Annotated in this window: 18 protein-coding genes; 3 read left to right on the top strand and 15 right to left on the bottom strand. The window is 37.8% G+C overall.

From position 1 onward, the window contains the following. Positions 1–485 precede the first annotated feature (485 nt). Complete coding sequence (locus tag PAEAM_RS14060) at positions 486–1379, bottom strand: hypothetical protein (protein WP_100527968.1); 894 nt, start codon at positions 1377–1379, stop codon at positions 486–488. Between the two features lie 566 nt (positions 1380–1945). Here PAEAM_RS14060 and PAEAM_RS14050 point away from each other — a divergent pair. After that, the gene (locus PAEAM_RS14050; RefSeq protein WP_100527967.1) at positions 1946–2326 is read left to right on the top strand and encodes a hypothetical protein; all 381 of its coding nucleotides are present in this window, start codon (positions 1946–1948) and stop codon (positions 2324–2326) included. Between the two features lie 192 nt (positions 2327–2518). Here PAEAM_RS14050 and PAEAM_RS14045 read toward each other — a convergent pair whose 3' ends face one another. From PAEAM_RS14045 to PAEAM_RS13995, 12 genes are all read right to left on the bottom strand, one after another. Continuing rightward, complete coding sequence (locus PAEAM_RS14045) at positions 2519–4318, bottom strand: serine hydrolase domain-containing protein (RefSeq protein WP_100527966.1); 1800 nt, start codon at positions 4316–4318, stop codon at positions 2519–2521. Positions 4319–4428: 110 nt separating this feature from the next. Then, positions 4429–4803 (bottom strand): hypothetical protein, encoded by a 375-nt coding sequence (locus tag PAEAM_RS14040; RefSeq protein ID WP_100527965.1) that lies wholly within the window; start codon positions 4801–4803, stop codon positions 4429–4431. 104 nt (positions 4804–4907) lie between these two features. Then, positions 4908–5543 (bottom strand): P-loop NTPase family protein, encoded by a 636-nt coding sequence (locus PAEAM_RS14035; RefSeq protein WP_100527964.1) that lies wholly within the window; start codon positions 5541–5543, stop codon positions 4908–4910. 82 nt (positions 5544–5625) lie between these two features. Beyond that, a complete protein-coding gene (locus tag PAEAM_RS14030; protein WP_100527963.1) occupies positions 5626–5856 on the bottom strand; it encodes a hypothetical protein in 231 nt (76 codons plus the stop codon). 169 nt (positions 5857–6025) lie between these two features. Further along, positions 6026–6460: a DUF4279 domain-containing protein gene (locus tag PAEAM_RS14025; RefSeq protein WP_243391356.1), complete on the bottom strand. Its 435-nt coding sequence runs from the start codon at positions 6458–6460 to the stop codon at positions 6026–6028. Positions 6461–6671: 211 nt separating this feature from the next. Further along, on the bottom strand, positions 6672–7064 hold the full coding sequence (locus tag PAEAM_RS14020) for a hypothetical protein (RefSeq protein WP_133120435.1): 393 nt from the start codon (positions 7062–7064) through the stop codon (positions 6672–6674). A gap of 423 nt (positions 7065–7487) precedes the next feature. Further along, on the bottom strand, positions 7488–8030 hold the full coding sequence (locus tag PAEAM_RS14015; protein WP_243391355.1) for a hypothetical protein: 543 nt from the start codon (positions 8028–8030) through the stop codon (positions 7488–7490). A 28-nt stretch (positions 8031–8058) separates the two neighbouring features. Beyond that, on the bottom strand, positions 8059–8208 hold the full coding sequence (locus PAEAM_RS32705) for a DUF6557 family protein (protein ID WP_445253369.1): 150 nt from the start codon (positions 8206–8208) through the stop codon (positions 8059–8061). Positions 8209–8358: 150 nt separating this feature from the next. Continuing rightward, positions 8359–8688 (bottom strand): hypothetical protein, encoded by a 330-nt coding sequence (locus tag PAEAM_RS14010; RefSeq protein ID WP_165789919.1) that lies wholly within the window; start codon positions 8686–8688, stop codon positions 8359–8361. An 87-nt stretch (positions 8689–8775) separates the two neighbouring features. Then, positions 8776–9084 carry a hypothetical protein gene (locus PAEAM_RS14005; protein WP_100527959.1) on the bottom strand — a complete coding sequence of 103 codons (309 nt, stop codon included), beginning with the start codon at positions 9082–9084 and terminating at the stop codon, positions 8776–8778. 107 nt (positions 9085–9191) lie between these two features. Beyond that, the gene (locus PAEAM_RS14000; protein WP_100527958.1) at positions 9192–9584 is read right to left on the bottom strand and encodes a hypothetical protein; all 393 of its coding nucleotides are present in this window, start codon (positions 9582–9584) and stop codon (positions 9192–9194) included. Positions 9585–9595: 11 nt separating this feature from the next. Next, positions 9596–9817 carry a hypothetical protein gene (locus tag PAEAM_RS13995; protein ID WP_100527957.1) on the bottom strand — a complete coding sequence of 74 codons (222 nt, stop codon included), beginning with the start codon at positions 9815–9817 and terminating at the stop codon, positions 9596–9598. A 286-nt stretch (positions 9818–10103) separates the two neighbouring features. Here PAEAM_RS13995 and PAEAM_RS13990 point away from each other — a divergent pair, with 286 nt between their 5' ends. Both PAEAM_RS13990 and PAEAM_RS13985 read left to right on the top strand, forming a co-directional pair. Continuing rightward, complete coding sequence (locus PAEAM_RS13990) at positions 10104–10937, top strand: hypothetical protein (RefSeq protein WP_100527956.1); 834 nt, start codon at positions 10104–10106, stop codon at positions 10935–10937. 127 nt (positions 10938–11064) lie between these two features. Further along, positions 11065–11466, top strand: coding sequence for a hypothetical protein (locus tag PAEAM_RS13985; RefSeq protein WP_165789918.1), 402 nt, complete (start codon positions 11065–11067; stop codon positions 11464–11466). Between the two features lie 429 nt (positions 11467–11895). Here PAEAM_RS13985 and PAEAM_RS13980 read toward each other — a convergent pair whose 3' ends face one another. Further along, a complete protein-coding gene (locus tag PAEAM_RS13980) occupies positions 11896–13617 on the bottom strand; it encodes a helix-turn-helix domain-containing protein (protein WP_100527954.1) in 1722 nt (573 codons plus the stop codon). 45 nt (positions 13618–13662) lie between these two features. Continuing rightward, positions 13663–14439: an IucA/IucC family C-terminal-domain containing protein gene (locus PAEAM_RS13975; RefSeq protein WP_100527953.1), complete on the bottom strand. Its 777-nt coding sequence runs from the start codon at positions 14437–14439 to the stop codon at positions 13663–13665. Position 14440: the final 1 nt, after the last annotated feature.

Genomic DNA, 14440 nt, shown 5'->3' with positions numbered 1-14440 from the left:
TGAATTTGACCGTTTGTTTCTTGAATTCTTCGTTATATCGTTGCCGCTGTTCTCCCATGTGGACACCTCCGTTAGTCTTATTATCCTTCCGTCCGTTAACGGGTGTCCACTTTTTATTCTAGCTCCACTATATAAGGTTATTTCTTGTTCACTAGGTATTTTATGCATCATAGCGTTCGACCCTCTATTAATAGCTTCCCAATTTAATTTATAAGGATCGTCCCTTAATGAGAAAAAGAAATCGCTATGTTTCGGCAAGCTATCAAGTTTTGTAGAGATTGTATGATTAACTATTTGGAAGGAGGCATATTTTTTTAAAGTTTCGATTTCTATTCACGTCCTTTTCAATAGTATTAGAGAATTTCCAATAACGTTCCTGTATTCATGAACCCCGAAGGGGTTGGCTGCTGAAATGCCTCCTGGAAATGCATCCAGCAGACCAAGGCTCCATCGGAGCCGCTGCTTGAATATTATGTTATACGAAGTTATACGAAGTTCTCAAAATACTCGTCTTCAATACGAATATCATCAGTTAAGCTATTAATACGGCGATGCTTATCCACTGTATTAATATACTTTTCAAGATTTATTTTTATATTTATGTTAAAAATTTCATTTAATTTGCCATCAAATTTCTCTACAATCACAACATCTATGGTTTCACTTTCATATTCTTTGTCAACATTATGGTTGGCTAAATAAAGTTCAATTTCATAAAAACCATCTTCAATTTTAGGAACTATTTTGTAATTCTTGTAACAAAAATACTTACTATCATTGATGCTTTTAATCAGTTCATTTCTTATATCAGAATAGTATAGCTGACTTTTGAATATTCTAATTCCCTTTTGCATATTCAAGAAACTATATGGCAAATTGTACTTGTTTATATACTTATAATAATAACCTTCGGATTTAATAAAATTTTTAATCATGTATGAAAAAGCATTTTCAGTAAAATCAATACCAGTAATACTTCTTATTTCGTTATATAATATCACAGGGTATTCTTTAATTAGCGAAACAATTTCGTTACGTCTTCCTTTATTATTATGTTTTGATGTACCACCAAATTTTGAGGGATTCGCAAAAGAACAGTTATCATATGCTGCTTGGCTGTACTCTGCTAACCCTTTGACGTCATACTTGCAGTGTTTTGCATGCATAGGCATTTTATTTTTATTTTCGTCTAATGTTTTATCAACATATAGATTTACTACTATAATTGGGTTTTTACATGCAGGACAAATTGCAAAATGCTTAATTTCGTTCTTCATTTCAACATAGAACGGATCAGTTTTTCGTGTTTTATTCTCATAATTTTTAACTGTCAGTGCAATAGGTCTGTCGTCTTCTTTGTTAATCTGAAATACATCCATTTAATTTACCTCCATTTGGGATCTTTATTTTAATCTATTTTTATTTTGAGAATTTCGTATAACATCTAATCTATGTACTTCGCAAATACCACACTTCCTGCCTGATATCTGAACTACGTATATGATAACCTATACGGTGATATTTGCGAAGAAAAATTTGGTGAAAAAGGGAGAATTATAGGGATGCTCAATTCCCGTATCTATATGATCCGATTGGCTTTGAATACGATGAATATTTTTCATACTAACATGCGTATAGCGCTGAGTTTGTTCGTGTACTCGTATAACCGAGTAGCACCTGGATGTACCGTAGATCTTTCCCGTTTTCCAGCAAATGCGTGGCGAGGCGCATGAATACTCACCTTTTTTTGCAATCCCTGCACGCTGTCTAGCTTCTTCGAAAACCTGCTGCAACGATTCTTTGATCGATTGTTTTTTTACTTACTAGCATTTCATTGAATTAATCTACTTACAGATAACGGAAAATACTGATAGAATATACGGATGATAAAGTTGTTTTCACACAGTGATATTGTTAGTAGTACACACATAAGGATGGGGTTTATTTGAATAACAAGAAGTTAATATTCAGCGTCATCACACTATGTATTCTAATCATCTTGGGTTTCCTGAGGTGGGACAATCCTGAATTCAGCGCAGACTTGCATTATAAGTATGATCGATGGGCAGGTCAGAAATGGGTAGAGTTCTATCCGCCGCTAGCTGCTTCTTCCAACAGCATGGAGTTTCCACTTATATATAGGGATGAAATAAATCAAAATGATATAGATAAATATTTAGGAAAACAAGCTCTCTCTGGAGAGTTAGTGAATAAGTGGATTGAAAGAACAAAATTAACTGATGGATATATAGGTCTATTATTATTGAATATTCTAGTGGTCATTTACAGTTCTATTAAAATATTTATTTTGAGAGACAAAAAATAGGATGATCTTGATCTCCCTTCAATATGCCGAGGCACACGTTGCCAAAGGGCGCACTAAAACAAAGACAGCAGTCCCGATAAGGAACTGCTGCCTTTACTCCTTTTAATTGACCCCACTTAATATCACTTCATTTAGGTAATCCTCCGCGAGCCTTTGTAATACTTGAAATATCTACATTCAGCGTTTGTCACTCTAAACATACAAATTCCATCCCGCAACAAAAGCAGCCAAGATGAAAGCCGAGATGCCAGACATGATGTGCATCACCTTTTGCTTTTTGCTGTAACTGTCCTTCCGTAGTTTGTACATAAGCAAGCCAAGATACGCGACTGCTAGAACCACATAAAGTAGGTTAAACATCAAATTGATTCGTATCGAAGAGTGAGCGGGATAAATTGGAAGTCTCGTGTGTATGATGAAAAGATTAAGAGGAAGTACCGCACCTGCAAAATTAATTGTAAGATGATATTTATCAAAATGGGTTGGAGGATTTCCTCGTTTATTTCGTTTGTAAAGTAGCATTTGGATAAAATAGACGAGCAAAGCTGTCACACTGAAAAGAATGGCTAGTATGACAGGAATAAAAGATATTACAATCAAGTTCACCTTCCATTTCGATACAGGCAAATAATCCATGTAAGGAGTGAAGGAAACTTTCTCAACCACGCCATTATGCTCAACCACATTATAAAGACTACTTAACTCAGCTTTTGAAAATTTGGTTATATCAAGCTGCCTGAATAAATCAGTAAATCTAGCGGCTGGCCGTCGTGCAGATTGAAAATATCCTTCCCCATCGGAAGTAATTCTATTAGAATTGACGTTATCACCAAAAATTTCTTTAATAAGTCCATAATAATAAATTTCCTCAAAAGACTGGTTTGTCATGACGACCATCCCAAATTTAGATGCGGGATCAAAGACAAGTTTACTGGAGAATCCTTTCAAATTCCCCTCGTGCATCAGTGTAGGCACCCAGTATGCCATCTCAACGAACCCATGCGCAAATCGAGGAATCGAAGTCCCGTCATAATATAGACTTGTTGACAACATTTCGTCTAACGTGTCCCTCTTAGCAAATAATACATTGCTATCATCGACAGGCATCAGCGCTGCAAGGAATTTGCCTAAATCTTCTGCTGTCCCCATGGCTGCCCCTGTAGGATAAAATGTTACGTATACTCTGTTCTCAGGGATCAGTTTCAAATCTTTCGTATACCCTTCAATCTCATTCCTTCTTTGCACTATGTCTGGACGATCTTGCCCCGTTGGATGAATCGTAGTGTCGTTCATATGAAGGGGTTCAAAAATATGTTGATTGACATATTCATAAAAAGGTTGGCCACTTATCTCTTCCACGATGTAACCAGCTAGACCAACGCCGTAGTTCGAATAACCCACTATGCTATTCGGTTTATATATCTGTTTCGGCTCATTTTTACGCAGTGTTTCTCCTAATTCTAACGTTTCATCCTCGGAGTAATCAAACACCTCGGCCGCTGTTTGATCTTCCCAACCCGCATTGTGATGCATCAGGTTCAATAGAGTAATCGGATCATCATATTTCAGCTTTTTGAAAAATCCCTCTGGCAGATATTCCTGGATATCCGTTTCCAAATCAAGCTTTCCTTGTTCGACAAGCTGCATCACACTCGTATAGACCAACAGTTTCGATATGGAAGCCCATTCAAAAACAGTAGAGGTATCCGCCTTTCGCTGATTCTCAATATCTGCGTAACCATATGCCTTATTCACAATAGTTTCACCATCTTTGATAGCCACAACCGAAACGGCAGCGGTATACTTCTCATACGAGGCAACATAAGCATCAATCGCCTCCTCTAAATTGGATAAAGGAATCCTGGATGGTGTAGTCTCAACCTGTTTCTCATCAGCGTGGGCAGGTACTGCTATTGCCATAATGATAAATATGTATGAAAGAACACAAGCGATTACTTTGTTTACCGTGTGATGTCTACGATTCATCTGCATAGCTTCTCTCCTTTTATATTAAATGTTAATTACATCTCTTGTTTTCACGTATGCGTTTTCAAAAGAGTCCACATGACTCTAAATTATTTTCAAATGCAATTACACTCCATTCAGGAGAGAGGTCGAAGAAGTTCACCTTTCCAATTCACGATGTTTATTTCTTTTTCTTCCCACAGGCACCACTCAATAATTTCTACTATCAACTTTGGCGTGATGATCTCATCGCTCCATTTCGGTGTGAGTACTCTTCTGTATCCTACATATTCTGTTGTCCAGCCTTCGAATTCTTCTCCGATGATGACTATAAATGGGATCTTGTTCTTAATACTGTGTTGTCCCACTTCATAGGTGACGATTAACTTCTTATCCTCAGAAACGATATGTAATTTGATTATCCCTTCATCGTCAATATCCGGTTCAACATACCAATAAAATAATCGATTGGAGCGAACGATTTTACGTTTATATTTTTTTCTTACGCCCATAACTCACCTTACATATTCCTTTTTCCTTGGTTCGCAGTATTTGGTCAGTTATCCAAGACACAGCTAGAGCAGCTTTGGGATCTGTTATTAGAATCACACTAAGATTAAGGAGTAGTACTTTTATAGAAATCAATTACTTTATCAAAGATCTCGCTCTCTCGTTTTTTTATGTCCGGTAATGTCTCGCTATGCTTTACGATATGATGTATATTATCTGCTACAGTCTCTGCTTTATGAATCCCTACATATCCTGGTACCAGTTCATTAAGGTAATGAAAGTATCTTATTTGAGGTTCAATCATGCGCAGATGTTTGTCAAAATTTCTTCTGGATCTTGTCTGATCCATCTCCTTTCGCTTGCGCAGTTCATCTTCTTTAGCCCAGAATAGTACATAAGCATCCGGTAATGATATTTCATTCTTCAATAACTTCTCTCTAAAAAAGTTCGCTGTTTCATCTAAAGATAGGTGCTCAGAACCATATATCCAGCTGTACCAAATCTTAAATACATCGCCATCCAAAATCACATACTCATGTTGTTGATTCTTCTCATATGCTATATGCCATCTATCGATTTGTCTCTCCAGTAACCACATCATAAGTTCCTTACCTTCAAGTTGAGGAGATTCAAAAAGCAACCCTGTTTCTGGAACAATAAACGCATCATATTGTGTAGCGAACTGCTGACAAGTGGTACTTTTACCTACAGAACTAGCACCTTCGAGACAAATTATCGTCATTCAATTACCTCCAGATATTACTCACCAAATGATTAATCAACCTTCACTGGCTCTTAAGCGATCATGTTGAATTTATATTAGACTATGTATTGTAGATTTCTTTGATCTTTAGCCATGTTTCATACCAAAATGTTTTTCGTTTAAGAGGTTTTATTACCTTAATCTCGACTTCTTTTCGTTTCAAATATACCGTGCCATCCACTTCAATGAGTCTATCGCCAAATGAAAATACCATATCCTTGCAGTCTTTGTGATAATGGGTCTCTCTTGTTTCTGACCACTCCGCTTTATCAATAGAATGCCGTTTTCTCATTATTTAAGATCCTCCTTTAAGGAAACACCACTATTTACAACAAAAAGGTAGCCTGACCCACACATTAACAATTTGTTATCCGATATTGATGAGCCTTAAGGTTCGTTTATTCCTACACAATGTTATCTGATGTCCATTCCTTCAAAGCGTGTCTTGAAACTTTATTTTCTTATTCCAATTTTTCATCATTATATGGATTTGCATACAAATCAACATCAATTTCAGCATGAATCATATTAACAAATTCAATAAAATCAGAATCGAAATAAAGAGCAGGCGTTTCCCCCTCTTCTATTCTTATTACAATGAAAAATTTCGTGCTTAATTGATGTTCAATCCGAATCGAATTGATCTCTTTTACTTTGTTTCTTAATGTATCGACTACTTTTATTAATTGGTGATTCACATCTAATGATTCTTCATAATCCGTACCTAATGTCCATGATGTTTCTTTTATTCGATGCTTTTTGTTAATTATGTCGCCTTTGTAAGCCGTATTGGTAGGTTCGATTCTAAGTATTGAAGTTACATGATTCGGATCGAATTCATCTCCAAACAAACTAAAATAAGCCATCACTTCGGTTTTGTCTTTCAGGAGTTTCACCTCTTTAAAAATGGATGTATGGAGTTCACCTTACGTTCATAAATTCATGACTGGCTTCATCCTTAGATAGTTCTTATCTTAGGAATGAAACCTGTGTTGGTGATCATGCTTCTAATGTATCTCTTCTTACGGTTAAGGGCGCATGCCCATAGCGCGAAACTTTTGTTATGTGATGAATAGATTTCTGCAAATTACTCACATTATCCATTATCTAAAAAGCCCACCTATGCTCCTCTGGCAAACACTCATCACAAAGTAATTGTCCTTCAACAACTGCTCCGTTATTTAGTTCATCAATATGATTTGGTTTGTCTCTATCAGTTACCCATGAATTACATTTTGCGCATCTTCCGCAATTCATTGCTTCTGGATCGAGCAATACAGAGGAACTGCTCTCCCAATGTAATTTCAAATCTCTCCTTATTGTAGTTTCATTCTCTAGTATAGGAGTCAATTCCCCATCAAATTCTTTATATTCTTCGTCAGTCAAGTCAATTAGATAAGCTATATTTACAAGATATGTCTTCTTATTCATTTCTTTCATCCTTTGATTTTCATGGTTATATATTTTCCTAGTTTTTCTTACAACATCTAATTCATTCACTTCGAAAAAACTACACATTCATCGTAATATCTGAACTACGTATATGATAACCTATGTGGTGATATTCACGAAGGAAAATTTGGTTAAAATGGGATAATTATCAGAATACTTAATCTCACATGTCCATATGGTCCAATGGTTTTTTAATACGCTCATTATATGGTGGGTTGTATGGGATGCGAATATGAAGTGAATCAGAGGAACCTTTCTTTTGTGATGACAAAACAAACAAGGGAGGCCCTTCTTCATCCCACAGGGAATCAGTGTACCTTCCTCAAGGAAATATCCAAAGTAATCTAAATAATTGAAAAATATCTTTCTATTGCCGAGCTCAAGGTGCTAAAGTTAAAAAGATCTAATATTTTTTTGCGCCTTAGGCTGAGCTAAGCTCTCCCGTTATGATATTAATAACGTTTCCTATGCTCACGACTCAGCATAGCTGTTTCGAATTTTTTCTTTCTTCTCTTCTATGATTTTCATTAATTTCATAGCTTCTTTTTCTTTTATTTCCCCATTGATCAGGTCGTTTTCGATCTCTTCCCTCATATCTTCTAACAAGTTCCTTGTTTGATACAGTCTTAATCCAGTCCAATCCGAAATAAAATAATCATCTTCAACCTGGCCGTCTATACCGAAAATTATTCTGTAATAGCCTATATGATTTGCTCGATATTCAATTCTGACCTTCACTTCAATATATTCAAGCTCTTTATTACTTGGGTCCAGGTATTCCAGACTCTTGATATGGAGTGATATATCCTCTATCCAAATTTTCAAATACTTTTGGTCGTAATCCCAAAATAACTCTGTAAACTCCTCAGGATCTTCAACTCTATAGGTTTCTAAGTTATGCCAAAAAGCCTCTATTGCCCGATTTCTTGCATTATGCTTATCCGACCAATCCCTTAAATCTTGTATATTCATAAAATCACTCATTTCATGGATGTATAGTTTTCTGGGATTCATATAATGTTCCTGTGTTGAGTAGTACTTGCTAAGATGATTTGTCGTTCTCCAAGTTATCGGTCTTGCTCTTGATTTGTTCTTCAGTAAAACCAAGCCAAGTCATTTCATATAAACAAAGCGCTACAATTTGTTCACTCGAAAAATTTTCAATTACTTTATGATCTACATAAAAATACAGTATGCTGTCTCCAACTTTTCTGGCAATTATTCTGCATCCGCTACTCTCCCCAGTGAATATGCTCCTTAGAAATGCATTTTCAACCGAATATGTTGATTTTAATGTTAGATGAAGCTAATTTTTTTCTTCAAGTTACTTTAAAAGTCAATATTATTCTTGTTTCCATTGATGTAATTCGTGTAGTTTACCAGTTTCATGAAAATACTGTAGTACTTCAAGCATGGGTATTAATTCTATACAAATGTTATCGCAATAATTTCCTAACTGACCACCAATAACTAGAGAAATTTCACTATTTCCCTGCTTATCGTTCATAAGCGTATATATTTGTTCATCCATTGTAATAGACACTACAAAATATTCCGGTCCCCCTCCAACTAATGCTGAACCTGTGTCTGATACCTCAAAAAAAACTAATGTAAATGTATCTCCATCGAGTTTTCTCAAAAAACGTAAACTGTCTGCCCATGTAGGGTTCATAATGATCTCTTCATTAAATTTGGTCCCATTCCATTCATCAATGCTAATAGAGTTTATCAATTTTTTCTTTTTATCCTCCTTCTTTCATCACACATATCCATCTTCAGGTTCACCAACATCAAAACCCAACACTTTTGTCGCTTCCAACTTAAATGTTTCTATCCAAGACATCCATACATCGCTATCCATCTGTGCATAAAATGATAATCCACTAGGCTCAACGGATGCTTCAATGAAAACATCATCCTCTTCAGTTCCAAACCAATATGGAATTCCACTTTTATAACCAATCCACCCTGGCATACGCTCATATACGCTAGAAACTTTATCCCACATTTCATCAGGCAGGTCATACCTTATATTTAGGTTGCAATTATGAGAGTTTATGTTGTTCATTTACATTATCTCCTTCTACCTTAGACGTATCTCAAAATTCATCCTCTATTTTTATGTATAGTACTACAACTCTTCCACCACTTACTCATAGTTGTATCTCTTGGTCCTTATACACTCACTTTTCTCGTTATCATTTTTGTATATTTTAATTTCGTGATTTCAATCAGGTCATTTGGCTGCATCATATTCAGAATAGGACTATCTTTGATTAAAACTTTGCTATTACCTCGTCCCAACCCTTTAACTATTATGATATTTTTATTCTTCTTCACATCTACATTTTGTCCGATCGTTATGAACTGCTCTTGTTTCTTGAGATCAAGGCAAGTTAAACGGCCCAGTATAAAAAATATAATAAAGCTAAAAGTTGACAGCGGAGTTGTCCATACAGGGAGATGATTCACTAAGTTGTTGGTAATGAGTTGAATTCCAATGATAAAAATATATAGAACGATGAATAGCAATTGCTTTTTTAATTTCCCTATAACTTTTTCGTTCAAAGTCTGTCCTTCTAATCTTTACGGAGATGAATCACAAAGTCTTGATTCGACGTATGATATACAACGTTACCAGGTTCTACTCGAAAAAACTCTTTATTTGCATCTTGTTCTGGTACGGTGCGAATTGGAGCAACTTCATCTACGATTTTTTTGTTATCTTCCTCATGATAATGAGTGGTAGAAACCAGAACAAATTGGTCAGGGAAAAGCTCTCTAACTTCTTGCCATTTCATGTGTTATACCTCCTGTTATTCGTATTATTAAAACGTTCTATCATTTTATCATATGCACCTGAATTCAAATATCGTTCCTCATAACATTTCCTTCGAGACAAAGATGGAGGGGATCCATCTTTACTTAATTTATACACCAAATTCGCTTGGAAGGAAGTCGGGACTTTCTTTGAAAATAACTCATAGTGAAAAGATAATAATTTGCCTTAAATGATATTATGTATTATATTAGGAAATGATTGGATAGAAAACGTTTTAAAAGTATATTAATAAAAGGAGTGTTCGTATGAAAAAATTATTCACATCATTGTTGTCTTGTCTTCTAATTGTTGGTATTTTAAGTGTTCAAGTAGCAGGGGCTAGTGGATTTAGTAACACTACTAGTACAACTAATGAATCGGGTACATACGTTATCCCTACTGAGGATGGCAGTACATTGGAAGTTTCAATTGAAGAAACAGACAAAGAATATATTGTAACTTCTTATGTAAATGGCGAAAGAGAATCTCAAACAATTAAAAACAAAGAAACAAGAGATATGATGACAATTGATAATGATGGGAAAGTAGAATATTCTAATGAGAGTGACTATATTGAAAAAGTTGCTCCAGATCCGATGATTAGCAACAATGAATCTTTTGCTACTAGTGCTGCTAGTAATTGGACGTTTGTAGATTCAGCATACAATTCTAATCCAAATGTGAAGCAATGGGGTTATTTATATAAACAAGAAAAAATCACTTTTGGAGAAACTTATAATCTTAATTATGATAAAGGAACTAAAGTTTCAATCATAGTAGGCGTGATTGTCGGCCTTATCACAATCGGCACAGGTGGTATAATTGTAGCTATTCTCGCAGCGCTGGGCTCAGCTATTGTTGCTGATAAGATCACCAAAGCTATTACTGGTCAAGTTTATGGAAGATTTGCTGCACAAGACTTGGAAGTAAGATCTAACGGGAAGATTGGCCTGCGCAGTAAGCGAACGATCGTAGATGCTAAAGTGATTAATACAAAGAACGGAAAAGTTGAATGGGTACCAATTAGAGTTGAAGGCGAAGGAAGAAGTAATACTGATCTTTGCATAATCGGAGCCTATAATGCTTGGCTTCTTAACTAAGCTATGTCGAAACAGTCCACTCAAAATATATTTAAGATAAGTTGATGTCATTGATGTTGGCTTCAACTATTTATTCAAAGGAGATATGATGTATAGAAAACTAATAATTATTGCTTCTCTGATAGAAATGTCTTTTTTAATCTTTTTACAATTTCGTTACAATAATATTTTAGACCTGTTTCCTTTTATTGGGGTGTTAGTCTTTTTCATAGTGTTGAGTTATTTTTTAAAAGTTCAACTAAGTAAAAAGCGTAGAGAAATAGCATTTTTTTTACAAACACTCTTTTTGATATTTATTCCAATTTATGCAATAACCACACTTCCTCAATACACGTATGAAAGTGCGGTAGATAAGGTCACTCAGAATTTAGAAGAACCTTATGTGGTTAATAAGGAGAAAAATACTTTAATAGAAGATGAATCTAATGAAATTAAAAAAGGTTATATGTTTTCTGTAGAAAAAAATTCAGAAGTAAATTCATACGCTTTTGATCCGTGGACTGGTAATTATCATGAAGTACAAGATTGAGATAAGCTTAGCTAATCGGTTAATTGATGTAGATTCTGCTATCATGTGAAATTGTTTTTTACGCCGTAAGGATGAAAAATTACTTTTAAGAATCGGTTCGCCGATTCTTTTTTTCTTGCATATTCTTAAGCTTTATACCATGCATACGTGCGAATACAAGACCGCGCAACATGAATATGATGTTAAGGGATGTCCCTCCGAATAAATCAAGAAACTTAATCTCCCAAGTCCATACATCCCTGTGGGTTCTGAATACTGAATATGCATAGTGTTGTACAGAATGCAAGTAAGGAACCATCATTTAAAACAAAAAGGCCCTTCTTCATCCCATGAGGAATCCGACGGCCTTCCGATACCATTGGAACCAATCATCTTTTCAATAGAACGTACTATCTTTCGCTGCAAACGGGTAAAACTAGCAACTCCCCCTCACCCCAACAACGCCTTTTCCACCTGATCCACAATCCCATTAATCCCCATCGGCCCATAACAACCGATCCATGTCGCGGCATCTACCGAGTGTATTTGCTGTCGCTCATCTGTATCTAACATCCCCCACACACGTTGCTCGGTCGCGGATATGCCCTCCTGCATAATCTCATTGCTAAGCAAAAAGTAGTGGCTCGCCTGCACAGCCGGTAATCTCTCAACGGAGATATGATAGGCCGTGTCGGTGGTATCTGCCACAAATAACGGAACTGGCAGACCCAGATCACGGTACAGTACAGCACCTGTACGATGCGAGGCAGAATGTACGCGAACGAGAGAATCCAGTGGACGAATCAGTGCCACGCTCTTACCTGCAAGTACTGGAGCAAGTTCTTCAGAAAGCAATGTGGTTCGTCGGTGATAATCCGCAAGTATACGTTTTGCCTCTGCTCGTTTACCAGTTAATTCACCGAACAGGCCAAGAATGGTCTGCCAGCTCTCATTGCGCTTAAACATAAGAACTGGAGCGACGCGGCTTAACCGTTCATAGTACTGATCATGTACCTCGGTGCAAATAATCAGATCCGGGGACAGTCGTTCGACAGCAAGCAGATCAGGGTACTCATACGTTCCGAGTATCTGGGTACCCTGAAGTCCCGTCCTGATATATTGCGGGAAATGGAACGTTCCACTTCCCAATCCCACACTTCCTGCTGGAGACAATCCAAGCGCAAGCAAATGATCCGCATATTGCACATCAAGTACGGCAATTCGCTGTGGAGAACGGGTGACAGGATATTCACCCCGCATATGGCATATCACTGGACCTTGGTCCGACTCGTACGAAGAAGCCATCCGATTCCGCAGCAAGGATTGAGCATAGTTTGTATCTGATTCTGTAGCGGCATCAAGCCGATAACGCAGCGGAGGAACGCCATAATATTTCTTAAAGGCCCTACTGAAATAATACATGTCGCTGTAGCCCATCTTGTCAGCAATTTCCCCAATGGACGCATCTGTATGATGCAGCATCCGCGATGCATTTTCCATCCGTAGCTGGATGACGTACTCCATCGGTCCAAGCTGCTTCTCTTGTTTGAATCGTCGCTGTAACTGCCTTACGCTGCAACCGGCAAGAGCTGCCAGCTCCTTAAGCTCCAGATTCTGGCGATAATGCGATGATATATATGACACGACTACATCCACCATGTCGGACTCTGCTCCGCCTTGACCACGTTCATACTCCATGATCAGTTCATAGATCATTGCCTGGAGCAACGCATGGGCATGAAACCGTTCCAGTCCTTCGCCACGACGCCATTTGCCAACGATTTTTTCCGCATTCTGGATCCATTCTGCCTGAGTCACAGGGTTCTGAATAAACGAATTTTGCAGCGGATGTTTGCGATACGAGGGCATGGCATGGGAGGCTCCTTCCATGGAAGAAGCCTCGTACATGATCAAGATATAATAAAGTTCGTCTGATCTGGCCGTCAGCGTAAAGGATTCTCCCTTCACCACATGACAGGCAAAAGAAGCTCCAATGTGGCAACCCTCGCCATCCATTGCAAGCTCCCCTTCCCCTCCATATGCCAGCAGCAGCACATTTGAAGTTAAATCCGTTTCGTCTAAAACGCTGCCTGTCTGCAAAGTACCGCTATACCCGTCAAGCATCTTGATCGTTGTATCACTCCATAGACTTGTCTGTTCTTGCAGCGGCATTTCTCTCATCTCCTGACAATAGCAAAGGTAAAATTCTTGCTGTTGTCATTTTAGTTGAGATTCTTTCTCATTGTCAATTTTCGGACATTTGAGACAATATTCCCCTGACATCTGGTAATAAAAACAGCAGGTGATCCGCTCACTTTTGGCAACATGCACATTGTCCTTACAATCGGTGAAGCGGGTTAACGGATTCTTCCTCTCACCAAACACCTCTCCGGATGCCACCTGCGTCAGATAGGAAAAGTCCTCTCGAATGATCTTACTTTCCTGCTCTGTCTCGTCTTCATCAGGAGCGAATAGTCGGCCGATGCGTACCATGATATTCTCCCAGAGAATACTCATCGAAAGAGGCGCAATCGCAGCAAGTGTCTTTAACAGCGGTGTAAGCTGTACCGCAAACATCTCCTCGAGCACCTTTTCCCGCCATGCTCCCCTGTCTCCCGTTAGTCCTTCAGCCTGAAGCCCATTCACCGCTAAAAAAGGAAATCGTGTGCCGCCCTCATGATCTGAGAGCGCCGGATGATAGAGAAAGCTGTTCTCCAGCTGAAAGGTTACATGCTGATGATGAAACGTCATCGCGGTCACGAGCGGAGTCGTCCATAGAAAGCCAAGCCGCTTGGCTAACATGGAGGCTGCGACTTTCATGTCAGGCGCATCGATATAGTTCTGAAACCAGCGGATATACTCTCGACACGCCTCTTCGTCATGCAACTCACTCAAAGCAATGGTACGGACACTATGTTCAGGCGGCTCACCAAGCAAAATCGAATGATCCTCTACCGTCTCTTTCCATAAGTCTGTCGAGAGATATGGGTTCATA

Origin of the sequence: Paenibacillus sp. GM1FR (assembly GCF_002803315.1) — a bacterium.
In the GTDB taxonomy this organism is placed as follows: Bacteria; Bacillota; Bacilli; order Paenibacillales; family Paenibacillaceae; genus Paenibacillus; species Paenibacillus amylolyticus.
The sequence above is the reverse complement of the archived record's forward strand: the minus strand, read 5'-3'. Positions and strand labels throughout refer to the sequence as shown.

Excerpts from the sequence above, each read along its gene's own strand:
- PAEAM_RS14040 (WP_100527965.1), bottom strand. The coding sequence starts at position 4,803 with ATGGGCGTAAGAAAAAAATATAAACGTAAAATCGTTCGCTCCAATCGA.
- PAEAM_RS14045 (WP_100527966.1), bottom strand. The coding sequence starts at position 4,318 with ATGCAGATGAATCGTAGACATCACACGGTAAACAAAGTAATCGCTTGT.
- PAEAM_RS13985 (WP_165789918.1), top strand. The coding sequence starts at position 11,065 with ATGTCTTTTTTAATCTTTTTACAATTTCGTTACAATAATATTTTAGAC.
- PAEAM_RS13990 (WP_100527956.1), top strand. The coding sequence starts at position 10,104 with ATGAAAAAATTATTCACATCATTGTTGTCTTGTCTTCTAATTGTTGGT.
- PAEAM_RS14060 (WP_100527968.1), bottom strand. The coding sequence starts at position 1,379 with ATGGATGTATTTCAGATTAACAAAGAAGACGACAGACCTATTGCACTG.
- PAEAM_RS13980 (WP_100527954.1), bottom strand. The coding sequence starts at position 13,617 with ATGCCGCTGCAAGAACAGACAAGTCTATGGAGTGATACAACGATCAAG.
- PAEAM_RS14035 (WP_100527964.1), bottom strand. The coding sequence starts at position 5,543 with ATGACGATAATTTGTCTCGAAGGTGCTAGTTCTGTAGGTAAAAGTACC.
- PAEAM_RS14010 (WP_165789919.1), bottom strand. The coding sequence starts at position 8,688 with ATGAACCCTACATGGGCAGACAGTTTACGTTTTTTGAGAAAACTCGAT.
- PAEAM_RS14030 (WP_100527963.1), bottom strand. The coding sequence starts at position 5,856 with ATGAGAAAACGGCATTCTATTGATAAAGCGGAGTGGTCAGAAACAAGA.
- PAEAM_RS13975 (WP_100527953.1), bottom strand. The coding sequence starts at position 14,439 with ATGAACCCATATCTCTCGACAGACTTATGGAAAGAGACGGTAGAGGAT.
- PAEAM_RS14015 (WP_243391355.1), bottom strand. The coding sequence starts at position 8,030 with ATGAATCCCAGAAAACTATACATCCATGAAATGAGTGATTTTATGAAT.
- PAEAM_RS14005 (WP_100527959.1), bottom strand. The coding sequence starts at position 9,084 with ATGAACAACATAAACTCTCATAATTGCAACCTAAATATAAGGTATGAC.
- PAEAM_RS13995 (WP_100527957.1), bottom strand. The coding sequence starts at position 9,817 with ATGAAATGGCAAGAAGTTAGAGAGCTTTTCCCTGACCAATTTGTTCTG.